Genomic DNA, 12,729 nt, shown 5'->3' with positions numbered 1-12,729 from the left:
CTAGTTCTCGTGTACGGGGCGTGCCGACGACGTGCCGACTGCCAGGTTTCGGGTGACCTCTGCGAGAGCGGGGATGCCGCCGTCGCGGAGAGCGCGGACCAGGGCGGTGCCGACGATCGCGCCGTCTGCGTATTCGGAGACTCCGGCGATCTGCTCGGCGGTCGAGATTCCGATGCCGACGCAGGCCCGGACGTCGCCGTGCTCACGCAGGCGGCCGACGAGCGTGCGGGCAGCCCGGTCGAGCTCGGTGCGCTCACCGGTGATGCCCATGGTCGAGACGGTGTAGACGAATCCGGTCGAGGACTTCACGACCAGCTCGAGCCGCTCGTCCGTCGAGGTGGGGGCCGCGAGGAAGACGCGGTCGAGACCCGTCCGCTCACTCGCGGCGATCCACTCCCCTGCGACCTCCGGGGTGATGTCGGGGGTGATGAGCCCGGCGCCGCCGGCCGCGAGCAGGTCGTCGGCGTAACGATCGACGCCGTACTGGAACACCGGGTTCCAGTACGTCATGACCAGCACGGGCACGTCGGTGGCGGCGGTGATCGCGCGCACGGCGGTGAAGAGGTGCTTCATCTTGAACCCGTTCGCGAGCGCCGCGGTGGTCGCCTCCTGGATCACCGCGCCGTCCATCACAGGGTCGCTGTAGGGCGGGCCGAGCTCGATGATGTCGACGCCGTTCTCGGCGAGGGTGATCGCGGCCTGGATGCTCGTCTCGAGATCGGGAAACCCGACCGGCAGGTATCCGACGAACGCGCTGCGACCGGCCTCATGCGCTGCGGCTATCGCCTGTTCCACGCGGCTCATAGTTCCGGCTCCCCCTTGGACGCGGCTGCTTCTGCGTCGCTCTCGTCCTCGACATCGTGCGCGAGCGCCTCGGCATCGTAGAGGTCGAAGTAGCGTGCGGCGGTGTCCATGTCCTTGTCTCCGCGGCCGGAGAGGCAGATGGCGAGCACCGCATCGGGCCCCATCTCACGACCCAGACGCAGAGCGCCCGCAAGCGCGTGTGCCGACTCGATCGCCGGGATGATGCCCTCGGTGCGGCTCAGCAGACGCAGTGCCTGCATGGCCTCGTCGTCGGTCGCGGGGATGTACTCGGCGCGACCGATGTCGGCGAGCCAGGAGTGCTCGGGGCCGACACCCGGGTAGTCGAGACCGGCGGAGATCGAGTGGGACTCGACGGTCTGGCCGTCATCGTCCTGCAGAACGTAGGTCTTCGCACCGTGCAGGATTCCCGGGCGCCCACGTTCGATGGACGCCGCGTGCCGCGGAGAGTCGACGCCATCACCGGCGGCTTCGACGCCGTAGAGCTTCACGCCCTCGTCGTCGAGGAAGGCGTCGAACATCCCGATCGCGTTCGAGCCGCCTCCGACGCAGGCGATGACAGCATCGGGCAGGCGCCCGACCTCGTCGAGGAGCTGCTGTCGCGCCTCCTCGCCGATGATCTTCTGGAAGTCGCGGACCATCGCGGGGAACGGGTGCGGGCCTGCGGCGGTGCCGAAGATGTAGTTGGTGGTCTCGACCGACGCGACCCAGTCGCGGTAGGCGTCGTTGATCGCATCCTTCAGGGTGCGCGATCCTGAGGTGACGGCGACGACCTCTGCGCCGAGCAGCCGCATCCGAGCGACGTTCAGCGCCTGGCGCTCGGTGTCGACCTCACCCATGTAGATCGTGCACTCGAGACCGAAGAGGGCCGCTGCCGTCGCCGTGGCGACGCCGTGCTGGCCCGCGCCCGTCTCGGCGATCACACGCTTCTTGCCGAGGCGCTTGGTCAGCAGCGCCTGGCCGAGCACGTTGTTGATCTTGTGCGAGCCGGTGTGGTTGAGGTCCTCGCGCTTGAGGAAGACCCGCGCACCACCGGCGTGCTCGGCGAACCGGGCGACCTCGGTGAGCGGAGACGGACGCCCGGCGTACGAGCTGAGCAGCGACGCCAGCTCTGCGCGGAACACCGGGTCGACGATCGCATCGGCGTATGCCGCTGCAAGCTCGTCGATCGCGGCGATCAGCGACTCGGGCATGTAACGCCCGCCGTATTCGCCGAACAGGGGACCATGCTGATCTCGCAGGCTCATCACGCCTCCAGGAAGCTCTTGAGTGTGGCGACCGGGTCGCCCGTGACGAGCGCCTCCCCGATCAGGACGACGTCAGCACCCGCTGAGCGGTAGTGCGTGACATCTGCAGGTGTGAGGACCGCGGACTCGGCGATCTTGACCGCGGAGTCCGGGATGCGGTCGACGAGACGGCCGAAGAGATCGCGGTCGAGCTCGAGTGTGGTCAGATCGCGGGCGTTGACGCCGATCAGCGGCGCACCGAGATCGATCGCGACCTCGAGCTCGTCGGCCGAGTGCGTCTCGACGAGCGGCGTCATGCCCAGCTCGGTGATGAAGCCGAACAGATCATGGAGCACGTGCGGGTCGAGCCCGGCGACGATCAGCAGCACGAGGTCGGCACCGGCCGCGCGGGCTTCGAGCACCTGGTATCGGTTCGCGATGAAGTCCTTGCGCAGCACTGGCAGGGACACGCGGGCCGTGACGGCCTCGAGGTCGGCGAGGCTGCCGCCGAATCGACGCTCTTCGGTCAGGACGCTGATCGCAGATGCACCGCCCGTCTCGTACAGAGACGCCTGGAGTGCCGGGTCGGGGATCTCGGCGAGGGCGCCGCGGGACGGGCTGGCGCGCTTCACCTCGGCGATGATCTTCACGCGCTCGGAGGGAGCGAGGAACGCGAGCGCATCCTTGGCGGCGGGGCGTGCGAGAGCATCGCGCTCCACGTCGGCCAGAGGCCGGGTGAGAGCGCGACGTTCAGCGTCTGCGACTGCGCCGGCCGTGAGGTCGGCGAGCACCATTAGTGCGCCTTCGGCGAGTACTTGGGGCCCTTCACGCCGTAACCGGCCCGCGACAGCAGCCAGCCCACGAGCGCACCGATCGGGACGATCGCGGCACCCACCCAGATCAGGGCGACCCACACGGGGCTGAACTCGGCGAGGCAGAACGCCAGCGTGCCGATCGTGAAGCCGGCGAGCATGATGATGACGCCCGTCCATGCGGCAGGCGAGTGTCCGTGGCCGGGGTCAGCGATCGGGTTGGTCATGGTCTCCTCCGGGGGACGACGTGCTGGTTCGGATCAAGTCTATCGGGGTCATCGTGTCGGGTCGGTTCCGCGCGACAGGTCGTCCCACGAATCGATCGCGTCCACGGGCCCGGCGGTCTGGTCGACATGTGCGGCATCGGTGCGATAGCGGCGTCCTCCGCGCTTCCAGCGCCGCCAGGTGAGGAGCACGACGAGGGATGCCGCCAGCAGGATGACCCAGCCGATGAGCGTCATCACGGGCCAGGCCGAGAGCTCGATGCCGGCGACGACATCGGCGATCGCCGTGCTGCCGGCGAGCCCGGTCGTCTCGGTGACGGTGGGGCCGACAGCGCTCAGCGGCGCGGTCAGGAGCAGCTGCAGAGTCGTCCAGCCGAGGAAGAGCGCGGCTGCGGTGGCGAGCACGCCGAACACGAGTCGCACCACCGGGCCGACGATCGAGAGCGCGATGCCGAGCGCCAGCACAGCGAGGCTCAGAGGAGCGAGCAGCGGCAGCGCGGATGCCCCGGGCACGAGGATCGCCTCCCCGGCATCCGCACGTTCGACCGTGAGCCACGTCTGGGTCGAGGAGATGATCCCGATCGCGCCCGAGAGAAGGAACCCCGAGACGGCGATCGAACGGCCCCTGTGCGCGAGAGTCACTCGGCAGAGCTCCCCTCGACGGCGTGCAGGTCCGTCGTGTCGAAGCAGGTGCGGGTGCCGGTGTGGCAGGCGGGGCCGGTCTGGTCGACGCGCAGCAGGATCGCGTCGCCATCGCAGTCGAGTCTCGCCTCGTGCACCACCTGGATGTGCCCAGAGGTGTCTCCCTTGCGCCAGTACTCCTGACGGGAGCGCGACCAGTACACCGCGCGGCCCGTGGTGAGGGTGCGGCGCAGCGCCTCGGCATCGACCCATGCGAGCATGAGGACCTCTGCCGTGTCCCACTGCTGCACGATCACCGGCGCGAGGCCGTCGTCGTTGAAGGCGACCTGAGCGATGCGCCCCTCGATATCGCTCATCGGACGAGCACTCCCTCCGCGCGCAGCGCGTCCTTGACGTCGCCGACCGTGAGCGCGCCCGTGTGGAACACACTGGCTGCCAGCACCGCATCGGCTCCTGCCTTGATCGCCGGGGCGAAGTCGGAGGCCTTGCCCGCGCCGCCCGAGGCGATCACCGGCACAGAGGCGGCCTCTCGCATGAGCTTGACCAGTTCGAGGTCGAAGCCGTCACGCGTGCCGTCGGCGTCGATCGAGTTGACCAGCAGCTCGCCTGCCCCGCGTTCTGCCGCCTCACGCGCCCAGTCGAGCGCATCGAGGGTCGTCTGGGTGCGTCCGCCGTGGGTGGTGACCACGAAGCCGGAGAGCGTGCCGGGTGCGCGCTTGACGTCGAGCGACAGCACCAGGACCTGCGCGCCGAAGCGGTCGGCGATCTCGCCGATCAGCTCAGGGCGGGCGATGGCGGCCGAGTTGACGCCGACCTTGTCAGCACCGACCGACAGCAGCCGCGCCACGTCGTCGACGCTGCGCACTCCCCCGCCGACCGTCAGCGGCACGAACACCTGCTCAGCGGTGCGCTGCACGACGTCGTACGTCGTCGCACGGGCATCGACGGTCGCGGTGACGTCGAGGAACGTGATCTCGTCAGCGCCCTGCGCCGCGTAGTGGCGCGCCAGCTCGACGGGGTCGCCCATGTCGCGCAGGTTCTCGAAGTTGACGCCCTTGACGACGCGACCTGCGGCGACGTCGAGGCACGGAATGACGCGACTCGCGAGCGTCATCAGAGCCTCGCGTTGTGGATCGCCGTGACGAGGATCGCGCGAGCGCCGAGCGCGTACAGCGCGTCCATCACGGGGTTGACCCGCGCACGCGCGACCATGACGCGGACGGCGACCCACTCCGGGTCGCGAAGCGGCGAGACAGTGGGCGACTCGATGCCGCCGGCGATCTTCACCGCGTCGTCGAGCAGAGCCAGCGGCAGGTCGTAGTCGATCATCACGAACCGGCGGGCCACCATGACACCCCGCAGACGGCGCAGAAGCGTGTCAGCGCCCTCCGCATCGTGCGGGCCGGCGATCAGCACGGCCTCGGACTGCAGGATGACAGGGCCGAAGACGTCAAGCCCTGCCTGACGCAACGTCGTGCCCGTCTCTACGACATCGGCGACGGCGTCTGCGACACCGAGGCGCACGGCCGACTCCACTGCGCCGTCGAGCGGCACGAGGTCGACCGCTATGCCGCGCTCATCGAGGAACGCATCGACGAGACCGGGGTACGACGTCGCGATGCGCAGACCGTCGAGCTCTGACACGTCGGTGTAGCGTCCCGAGGGTGCGGCGAAGCGGAACGTCGACCCGGCGAAGCCGAGCGCCTCGATCTCGCGTGCACCGGGCATGCGAGCGTCGAGGAGGAGATCGCGACCCGTGATTCCGACGTCGATGGCGCCTGAGCCGACGTAGGTGGCGATGTCCTTCGGGCGGAGATAGAAGAACTCGACGTCGTTGTCGGCATCGACGACGTGGAGCGTCTTGGGATCACGGCGACCGGCGTAGCCGGCCTCCGCGAGCATGTCGGCGGCCGTCTCGGAGAGAGAGCCCTTGTTGGGAACAGCAATGCGCAGCATGGGGAGCCTTCAGATCGAAGCGAGTGGGGCGGAGCGCTTCACAGATGTCGGTAGACATCCTGCAGGCTCAGGCCCTTCGCGATCATCATCACCTGGACGTGGTAGAGCAGCTGCGAGATCTCCTCCGCAGCGGCCTCCTCGGATTCGTACTCGGATGCCATCCAGACTTCGGCGGCCTCCTCGACGATCTTCTTGCCGATCGTGTGCACGCCGCCGTCGAGCTCCGCGACCGTACCCGACCCCTCTGGGCGGGTCACGGCCTTGACGCTGAGCTCGGCGAACAGCTCGTCGAAAGTCTTCACGATTCCAGGCTAGCGGCTCTGGCGCGGTCTCTGAGCCGGGTGACGGCCGCCTCGACGTCGTCAGCCCCGTAGACCGCGGATCCTGCGACGAACGTGTCGGCGCCCGCTGCGGCGGCGGCCTCGATCGTCGCATCCGAGATGCCGCCGTCGACCTGGAGCCAGACGTTGGATCCGCGGCGCTTGGCCTCATCGGCGAGAGCACGCAGCTTGGGCATCGTCTCGTGCATGAACCCCTGCCCGCCGAACCCGGGTTCGACGGTCATCACGAGGATCTGGTCGAACTCCTCGAGCACGCTGTACAACCCCTCCGCGGGGGTGTCCGGCTTGATCGCCACACCCGCGCGCGCGCCGATGCTGCGCAGAGTGCGAGCGAGCGAGATCGGATCCGCCGCGGCCTCGAGGTGGAAGGTGACGCTGGCGGCTCCCAGCTCGGCGTAGGCGGGGGCCCAGCGCTCGGGCTCAGTGATCATCAGGTGCACGTCGAGCGGGATGGGGCTGGTCGCCTGGATTCGCTCGACCATCTGCGGCCCGAACGTGAGGTTCGGCACGAAATGGTTGTCCATCACATCGACATGCGCGAAGTCCGCAGTCGCGATCTTGGCGAGATCGCGCTGCATGTTCACGAAGTCGGCGGCCAGGATGCTGGGGTTGATGCGAGGTGCGCTGGGGAGGTCCACGTCTCTAGTCTCTCTCTTCGGAGCTCGCGTCGCCCTGCTCGCTGGCGCTGCGCTGCAGAAGGGCGAGGAACATGGCATCGGTGCCGTGGCGATGGGGCCACAGCTGCACCCGACCGGAACCGTCGTCCGCGAGGTCGATCGGCGAGTCGGAGACGCCGTGGAGCACGGCACGCGCATCGATCTCGCTGATGTCGGTGCGGCCTCGGAGCACCTCCTGAACCACGCCCGTGGTCTCGGCGAGATGCGGTGAGCAGGTCACGTACGCGACGATCCCGCCCGGCGCGAGCGCGTCGAGTGCGGAGCTCAGCAGCTCGACCTGCAGCGGCACGAGTTCGGCGACGTCGGCGGGGGTCTTGCGCCAGCGCGCCTCCGGACGCCGCCTGAGCGCACCGAGACCGGTGCACGGTGCATCGACGAGGATGCGATCGAATGCGCCGGGGTGGGTGGCGCCGAACGAGCGACCGTCCTCCTCATGCACCACGACCTCGCCCGGCACGCCGCGCAGGGCGTTGCGCACGAGACGTGCCCGTGTCGGGATGACCTCGTTGGCCTCGAGCGTGACGTCGTGCTCGCGGGCGATGGCAGCGAGCAGCGCGGTCTTGCCACCCGGGCCGGCACACAGGTCGAGCCAGCGCTCGCCCGACGTGATCGGCGCGGCCGCCGTCAGGGCGAGCGCCACCAGCTGAGAGCCCTCATCCTGGACGCGGACGGTGCCGCCGGTCGCGGCGATCAAACGATGTGGGTCGCCACCGGGCGACCCGTAGGCCGTCGGCGCATACGGACGCCGTGGCTCACCCGGCTCTGCGAGTCCGGGGAGCGCCACCAGCGTCACCTCCGGCGACGCGTTGTCGGCCTCGAGGAGATCGTCGAGTTCGTCGGCGCGTCCCTCGGCCGCCAGAGCGCGTCGCAGCGCTCGGATCACCCAGACCGGGTGCGCGGAGCGCAGTGCGAGACGCTCGTCATCGGACCTCGCCGAGCTCTCGATGCGCTCCTCCCACTCCCCCGGTGTCTCGCGGGAGATCCTGCGCAGCACGGCGTTCGCGAAGCTCGATGCTCCTCGGCCCTGCGTCGAGGCGACCAGGTTCACCGACTCGTTCACGGCTGCGTGAGAGGCGACCCGTGTGGCGAGCAGCTGATGGGTCGCCAGTCGCAGTGCGTCGAGGACGGCGGGGTCGATCTCCTCCGCCGGACGATCGGCGGCCGCGGCGATGATCGCGTCGTAGGTGCCACGACGACGAAGGGTTCCGTACGCGAGCTCTGTCGCGAGGGCGGCATCCTGCGGGTCGAGTCGCGCCTCGGCGATCGCCGGAGGCAGGATCAAGTTGGCGTAGGCATCCGACTCGGAGACCGCTCGCAAGACGTCGTAGGCCACTCGACGAGCGGGCTGCACCGTGCGCTGCGGCCCGCGTTGCTGGTCGCCGCGCTGGCCCTCGCCACGCTGGCCCTGAGACTGACCACCCCGCGCCTGACCGCCACGCTGCCCGTGGGGGCGACCCTGCGACCGGCCCTGCGAACCGCCCGGACGACCGTCGCGACGCTTCGCGTCGCCCTCGCCGCTCATGCTCCGGCTCGCAGACCATCGGTGTCGCGTTGGCCCCGCCACCAGTCGACCGCGTTCATGGCCCCCTTGCCCGACGGCTGCACACGAGTGACCGAGAGGGGCGTTGAGCCGGTGCCGATGAGGAGCGCCGACTTCGTCGCAGCGATCTCGCCCGGTTCGAGCGTGACGTCGTCGCTCGCTGGTGCAGCCTCGAGGATCTTCAGGCGGATCCCGTCGACGGTGGTGTGCGCTCCGGGCTCGGGAGTGACGCCGCGGAAGCGCGCGAACACCTGGGTGAGAGGCTGGCTCCAGTCGAGCAGCCCGTCGTCGAGCGTCAGCTTCGGTGCCAGCGTCGGCTCGCCGTGCTGCGGCACCGACTGCGCCGTGCCGTCGGCGATGGACTGCACGACCTCTGCCGTCAGCTGTGCCCCGTCGATGGCCAGGGTCGCGAGCGCCGCGTCGGCCGTAGCTCCGGGTGCCACATCGACGACGCGGGTCGCGAAGACATCGCCCGCGTCGAGGGCGGGAACGAGCTGGAAGACGCTCGCTCCGAGATGGGCATCGCCGGCGATCAGCGCGCGCTGCACGGGAGCCGCGCCCCGCCACTGGGGCAGGAGCGAGAAATGCAGGTTGATCCACCCCTTCGCCGGAGTGGAGAGCAGCGGCTCGCGCACGAGACCGCCATACGCGACGATCACGCCGAGCTCGACCCGCAGGGCGGCGATGGCTTCTGTCGCCTCGTCGTCGAGCCGCGCAGCCTTGATGATCGGCAGACCGAGGTCGGCTGCCGCCTGAGCGACCGGTGACGGCGTCAGAACCCTCTTGCGCCCCACGGGCGCATCGGGTCGCGTGACCACAGCCGCGATGTCGTGCTCTGCCGCGAGACGCAGGAGGGTGGGGACGGCTGCCGATGGTGTGCCGGCGAAGACGAGACGCATGAAGGTGCTCCGGAGGGATGCGATGTGGATCGGGTGAGATCGGATCGGAATGATCAGAGCTCTGGATCGAGGATATCGAGCCGAACCGAGAGCGTGCTCCGAGTCGACTTGCCCTTGCCTCGACGATTGCTGACGGCTTCGGCGACGACGGAGGCTCGCAGCGTCGCCGCGACCTTGACTCCGGCACCGTATTCGAACCGTACGAGCGCGCGCACGCGCGGCGGATAGTCGTCGGATTCGATGGGGACCGGGCCCAGGACCGCGTCAGACGGCAGGGCGAGCTCCTGCAACGAAGCCAGCGCCCGGCCGACGGCCGCGGCGGACCCTTCGACCAGGGCGACGCGCGCGGCCGGAGGCATGTGCAGCGGTGCGCGCTCCGCGAGCTCGCCACGTGCGTACCCCGAGTGGTTCCAGGTCGCGAGCGCTCGGGCGATCGTGCCGTCGACCCCGACGAGGTGGATGGGCGCGCCTGGCGCCGCGAGTGCGGCCGCGTTCGACCACCACCGCAGGCAGGCCTCACCGATGCGAAGGTCTGGGGCCTGAAGCATCCGCGGACCGTCGAGCAGCACCACTGCACGATAGCCCCCTTCGGCGAGCGGCTCGGCGCCGCGCGTCGCGACGATCAGCGCCGGTTTGTCCGCGACGTGCTCGACCGGGTGCGCGCTGTCGGCCACGATCACCCGGACGCCCGGGAACGCCTTGCCCAGCTCATCGGCGGTCCGCTCACTGCCCGAGGACGCCAGACGCAGCTTGGTCGACGAACACGTCGGGCACGCCCAGGCTCGCGCGCCCCGGCCGCACCAGGCACATACTGGCACGGCGCCGCGATGCTTGGCGCCCAGGGGTCCGCCGCAGTGCGCGCATCTGGCGGGGGCGCGGCACTCCGCGCACACGAGGGACGGCGCGAATCCCGGGCGAGAGACCTGCACGAGCACCGGCCCCTCGGACGCGGCGTTGCGTGCCGAGAGGAAGGCCGACGACGGCATCCGCTGCGCCGTCGGCGCATCCATCTCTTGCGCAGTGCTCAGGATCACCCTCGGCATCACGCGCCGCGCGGCCCGCACGTCCTGCAGATAGCCGTGCGCGACGAGGCGCTCGACGTCCGTCGTGCGGGTGTGGCCGACGAACAGCAAGGCGGAGTCCTCCTGCTCCTGACGGAGCAGTGCCGCATCGCGCGCGTTGATGTAGGGCGCGAGCGGCTCGCCGAGCAGCGGATCGCCGTCGTCCCACACGGCGACGAGCCCGGCGCGCACCGGCGCGTACACGGCAGAGCGGTTGCCGACCACGATGCACGGCGCATCCTCGAGCGATCTGAGGAACGAGCGGTATCGGTCGGGGTTGGTCTGCCGTGAGTCGTATCGCACGACGGCCTCGGGCGGAACGAGCGACCCGAGGGCAGCGAGCAGCAGATCGAGGTCGCGATGATCCGGCACGATCAGGATGCTGGAGCGTCCGGCCGCGAGCATCCGCGTCGCCGTCGATGCGAGCAGAGCCGCCCAGCCCGGCTCGCCCCGGTGATGCACCGGGATGGCCTCCACAGCAGCCCTGCCGGCGTCTTTGAGAACCTCTTCGAGACGGTCGTACAGGGCGATGAGCGAAGCGGCGGAGGCGACGGCGTCATCGATCGGCACCGGCGCCGGCGCGTCTGAGGTCCACGCCTTCTCGACCCGCACCTGACGTTTGGGGATGACGAGACGCAGCACATCCGACGCCGAGCCCGCCGCGCGGTCGGCTGCACGACGAGCCAGCCGGTAGGTGCGCTCGGGCAGCACGGCAACCTGCGAGACGACGCTCTCGACCTCGGAGAGCGGCCTGTCGGCGTCGTCCTCGGTGTCGATCTCGACCACGTACCCGTCGATCACCCGACCGGCGGTGCGAAGCGGCACGCGCACGCGCACCCCGATCGGCACGTCTCCGAGCTCTGCCGGCAGCGCGTAGTCGAAGAGCCGATCGAGCTGCGGAAGCGGCGAGTCCAGCAGAACGCGCGCGATGCGACGGCTCTCGGCCGTCATGAGCGGATCGCCATCAGGCCCGCGCTCCGTCAGAGGCCTGCAGCGCGCCGCAGCTCTTCAGCGCGGTCGGTGCGCTCCCAGGTGAACTCCGGCAGCTCGCGACCGAAATGCCCATAGGCGGCTGTCTGCGCATAGATCGGGCGCAGCAGATCGAGCTGCTCGATGATCGCCTGAGGACGGAGATCGAAGACGTCGTTGATCGCGCGCGTGATCGCCTCGTCTGACACCTTGCCTGTGCCGAAGGTCTCGACGTAGAGACCCACCGGACGTGCGACGCCGATCGCGTACGCGACCTGGACCTCGAGCCGGTCTGCCAGTCCTGCCGCGACAGCGTTCTTGGCCACCCAGCGGGTCGCGTAGGCGCCCGAACGGTCGACCTTCGACGGATCCTTGCCGCTGAACGCGCCCCCACCGTGACGCGCGGCGCCACCGTAGGTGTCGATGATGATCTTGCGGCCGGTGAGCCCTGCGTCGCCCTTGGGGCCGCCGGTCACGAAGGGGCCCGCCGGGTTGATGTAGTAGGTGATGTCGTCGAGGTCGAGCCCCGTGGTCGCCAGGATCGGGTCGATGACGTGCTCGCGCACCTGCGCCTTGAGCTCGTCCTGCGAGATCTCGGGGTGGTGCTGGGTCGACAGCACGACGGCGTCGACGGTCTGTGGCGTGAAGCCGTCGTACCCGAGCGTGACCTGCGTCTTGCCGTCTGGACGGAGGAACGGCAGCAAGCCGGAGCGGCGGACCTCGGCGAGACGCTCGGCGATGCGGTGTGCGGTCCACGCGGCCATCGGCATCAGCTGGGGCGTCTCGTTCGTTGCGAAGCCGAACATGATGCCCTGGTCTCCGGCACCGAGTCCGTCGAGCGGATCGACGGATGAGCCGTCGCGGTGCTCCTGGGCGTTGTCGACGCCGTGGGCGATGTCTGTCGACTGCTCCCCCACCGAGATGCTCACACCGCAGGAGTCTCCGTCGAAGCCGGTGTCGCTCGACGTGTAGCCGATGCGATTGACGACCTGTCGGACGATGGTCGGGATGTCGACGTACGCCTCGGTGCGGATCTCGCCGGCGACGTGCACGAGACCGGTCGTCACCAGCGTCTCGACCGCGACCCGCGAGCCGGGGTCTTTCGCGATGAGTCCGTCGAGGATGCTGTCTGAGATCTGGTCGCAGATCTTGTCTGGGTGCCCCTCGGTGACGGACTCGGACGTGAACAGACGCAGCGCGCTCATCAGGGCTCCAGAACGGAATCGGACAGCAGGAAGGGGGTGGCTCCCATGATGGACCGCACCGCCGACATCAGTCGGCGGTGCGGTCATCGGACGTCACTCGGCGTGACGGAGGCGGAGCTTGTCCTCGTTGATCTCGTGCAGAGCGATGGTCAGCGGCTTGTCCTCGACGGACGAGTCGACGAGCGGGCCGACGTTGTCGAACAGGTTTCCCTCGTGGAGGTCGGAGTAGTAGTCGTTGATCTGACGGGCGCGCTTGGCGGCGTAGATCACGAGCTCGTACTTCGAGTCGACGCGGTCGAGAAGGTTGTCGATGGGGGGATCGATGATTCCGTTGGTGTGGTGTCCGGCCATGGTG

The 12,729-nt window shown here is 69.4% G+C and carries 15 protein-coding genes; all 15 read right to left on the bottom strand.

Annotation, left to right across the window (positions count from 1 at the left end; translation table 11 throughout):
- The 15 genes from trpA to rpoZ all read right to left on the bottom strand — a co-directional run bounded on the left by trpA (position 1) and on the right by rpoZ (position 12,725).
- Positions 1-804 (bottom strand): tryptophan synthase subunit alpha, encoded by an 804-nt coding sequence (trpA, locus tag RQG82_RS00810; RefSeq protein WP_311257244.1) that lies wholly within the window; start codon positions 802-804, stop codon positions 1-3.
- Positions 801-2,069, bottom strand: a complete 1,269-nt coding sequence (gene trpB, locus RQG82_RS00805) for a tryptophan synthase subunit beta (protein WP_311257243.1) — start codon at positions 2,067-2,069, stop codon at positions 801-803. The genes trpA and trpB overlap by 4 nt, the downstream gene beginning before the upstream one ends.
- Positions 2,069-2,839, bottom strand: coding sequence for an indole-3-glycerol phosphate synthase TrpC (trpC, locus tag RQG82_RS00800; RefSeq protein WP_311257791.1), 771 nt, complete (start codon positions 2,837-2,839; stop codon positions 2,069-2,071). Before trpC ends, trpB begins: the two co-directional genes overlap by 1 nt.
- Positions 2,840-2,841: 2 nt before the next feature.
- The gene (locus RQG82_RS00795; RefSeq protein ID WP_290160720.1) at positions 2,842-3,087 is read right to left on the bottom strand and encodes an HGxxPAAW family protein; all 246 of its coding nucleotides are present in this window, start codon (positions 3,085-3,087) and stop codon (positions 2,842-2,844) included.
- A 48-nt stretch (positions 3,088-3,135) separates the two neighbouring features.
- Positions 3,136-3,726 carry a Trp biosynthesis-associated membrane protein gene (locus tag RQG82_RS00790; protein ID WP_311257242.1) on the bottom strand — a complete coding sequence of 197 codons (591 nt, stop codon included), beginning with the start codon at positions 3,724-3,726 and terminating at the stop codon, positions 3,136-3,138.
- The gene (gene hisI, locus RQG82_RS00785) at positions 3,723-4,082 is read right to left on the bottom strand and encodes a phosphoribosyl-AMP cyclohydrolase (protein ID WP_311257241.1); all 360 of its coding nucleotides are present in this window, start codon (positions 4,080-4,082) and stop codon (positions 3,723-3,725) included. Before hisI ends, RQG82_RS00790 begins: the two co-directional genes overlap by 4 nt.
- Complete coding sequence (gene hisF, locus RQG82_RS00780) at positions 4,079-4,840, bottom strand: imidazole glycerol phosphate synthase subunit HisF (protein ID WP_311257240.1); 762 nt, start codon at positions 4,838-4,840, stop codon at positions 4,079-4,081. Before hisF ends, hisI begins: the two co-directional genes overlap by 4 nt.
- Complete coding sequence (gene hisG, locus RQG82_RS00775) at positions 4,840-5,682, bottom strand: ATP phosphoribosyltransferase (protein ID WP_311257239.1); 843 nt, start codon at positions 5,680-5,682, stop codon at positions 4,840-4,842. The genes hisF and hisG overlap by 1 nt, the downstream gene beginning before the upstream one ends.
- 38 nt (positions 5,683-5,720) lie before the next feature.
- The gene (locus RQG82_RS00770; protein ID WP_311257238.1) at positions 5,721-5,984 is read right to left on the bottom strand and encodes a phosphoribosyl-ATP diphosphatase; all 264 of its coding nucleotides are present in this window, start codon (positions 5,982-5,984) and stop codon (positions 5,721-5,723) included.
- Complete coding sequence (rpe, locus tag RQG82_RS00765; protein WP_311257237.1) at positions 5,981-6,661, bottom strand: ribulose-phosphate 3-epimerase; 681 nt, start codon at positions 6,659-6,661, stop codon at positions 5,981-5,983. Before rpe ends, RQG82_RS00770 begins: the two co-directional genes overlap by 4 nt.
- Before the next feature lie 4 nt (positions 6,662-6,665).
- Positions 6,666-8,222: a transcription antitermination factor NusB gene (locus RQG82_RS00760; RefSeq protein ID WP_311257236.1), complete on the bottom strand. Its 1,557-nt coding sequence runs from the start codon at positions 8,220-8,222 to the stop codon at positions 6,666-6,668.
- Positions 8,219-9,139 carry a methionyl-tRNA formyltransferase gene (gene fmt / locus RQG82_RS00755; protein WP_311257235.1) on the bottom strand — a complete coding sequence of 307 codons (921 nt, stop codon included), beginning with the start codon at positions 9,137-9,139 and terminating at the stop codon, positions 8,219-8,221. Before fmt ends, RQG82_RS00760 begins: the two co-directional genes overlap by 4 nt.
- Positions 9,140-9,192: 53 nt before the next feature.
- On the bottom strand, positions 9,193-11,151 hold the full coding sequence (locus tag RQG82_RS00750) for a primosomal protein N' (RefSeq protein WP_311257234.1): 1,959 nt from the start codon (positions 11,149-11,151) through the stop codon (positions 9,193-9,195).
- 29 nt (positions 11,152-11,180) lie between these two features.
- Entirely contained in the window at positions 11,181-12,374 is a 1,194-nt protein-coding gene (metK, locus tag RQG82_RS00745; protein ID WP_311257233.1) for a methionine adenosyltransferase, read from the bottom strand.
- A 93-nt stretch (positions 12,375-12,467) separates the two neighbouring features.
- Positions 12,468-12,725 carry a DNA-directed RNA polymerase subunit omega gene (gene rpoZ / locus RQG82_RS00740; protein ID WP_042536631.1) on the bottom strand — a complete coding sequence of 86 codons (258 nt, stop codon included), beginning with the start codon at positions 12,723-12,725 and terminating at the stop codon, positions 12,468-12,470.
- Positions 12,726-12,729: the final 4 nt, after the last annotated feature.

This window comes from Microbacterium sp. WCS2018Hpa-9, assembly GCF_031843745.1.
Taxonomy (GTDB): domain Bacteria; phylum Actinomycetota; class Actinomycetes; order Actinomycetales; family Microbacteriaceae; genus Microbacterium.
The sequence above is the reverse complement of the archived record's forward strand: the minus strand, read 5'-3'. Positions and strand labels throughout refer to the sequence as shown.

Coding starts and splice junctions, on each gene's coding strand:
- RQG82_RS00795 (WP_290160720.1), bottom strand. CDS start 3,087: ATGACCAACCCGATCGCTGACCCCGGCCACGGACACTCGCCTGCCGCA.
- hisI (WP_311257241.1), bottom strand. CDS start 4,082: ATGAGCGATATCGAGGGGCGCATCGCTCAGGTCGCCTTCAACGACGAC.
- trpB (WP_311257243.1), bottom strand. CDS start 2,069: ATGAGCCTGCGAGATCAGCATGGTCCCCTGTTCGGCGAATACGGCGGG.
- hisF (WP_311257240.1), bottom strand. CDS start 4,840: ATGACGCTCGCGAGTCGCGTCATTCCGTGCCTCGACGTCGCCGCAGGT.
- rpoZ (WP_042536631.1), bottom strand. CDS start 12,725: ATGGCCGGACACCACACCAACGGAATCATCGATCCCCCCATCGACAAC.
- hisG (WP_311257239.1), bottom strand. CDS start 5,682: ATGCTGCGCATTGCTGTTCCCAACAAGGGCTCTCTCTCCGAGACGGCC.
- fmt (WP_311257235.1), bottom strand. CDS start 9,139: ATGCGTCTCGTCTTCGCCGGCACACCATCGGCAGCCGTCCCCACCCTC.
- RQG82_RS00750 (WP_311257234.1), bottom strand. CDS start 11,151: ATGACGGCCGAGAGCCGTCGCATCGCGCGCGTTCTGCTGGACTCGCCG.
- RQG82_RS00760 (WP_311257236.1), bottom strand. CDS start 8,222: ATGAGCGGCGAGGGCGACGCGAAGCGTCGCGACGGTCGTCCGGGCGGT.
- metK (WP_311257233.1), bottom strand. CDS start 12,374: ATGAGCGCGCTGCGTCTGTTCACGTCCGAGTCCGTCACCGAGGGGCAC.
- trpA (WP_311257244.1), bottom strand. CDS start 804: ATGAGCCGCGTGGAACAGGCGATAGCCGCAGCGCATGAGGCCGGTCGC.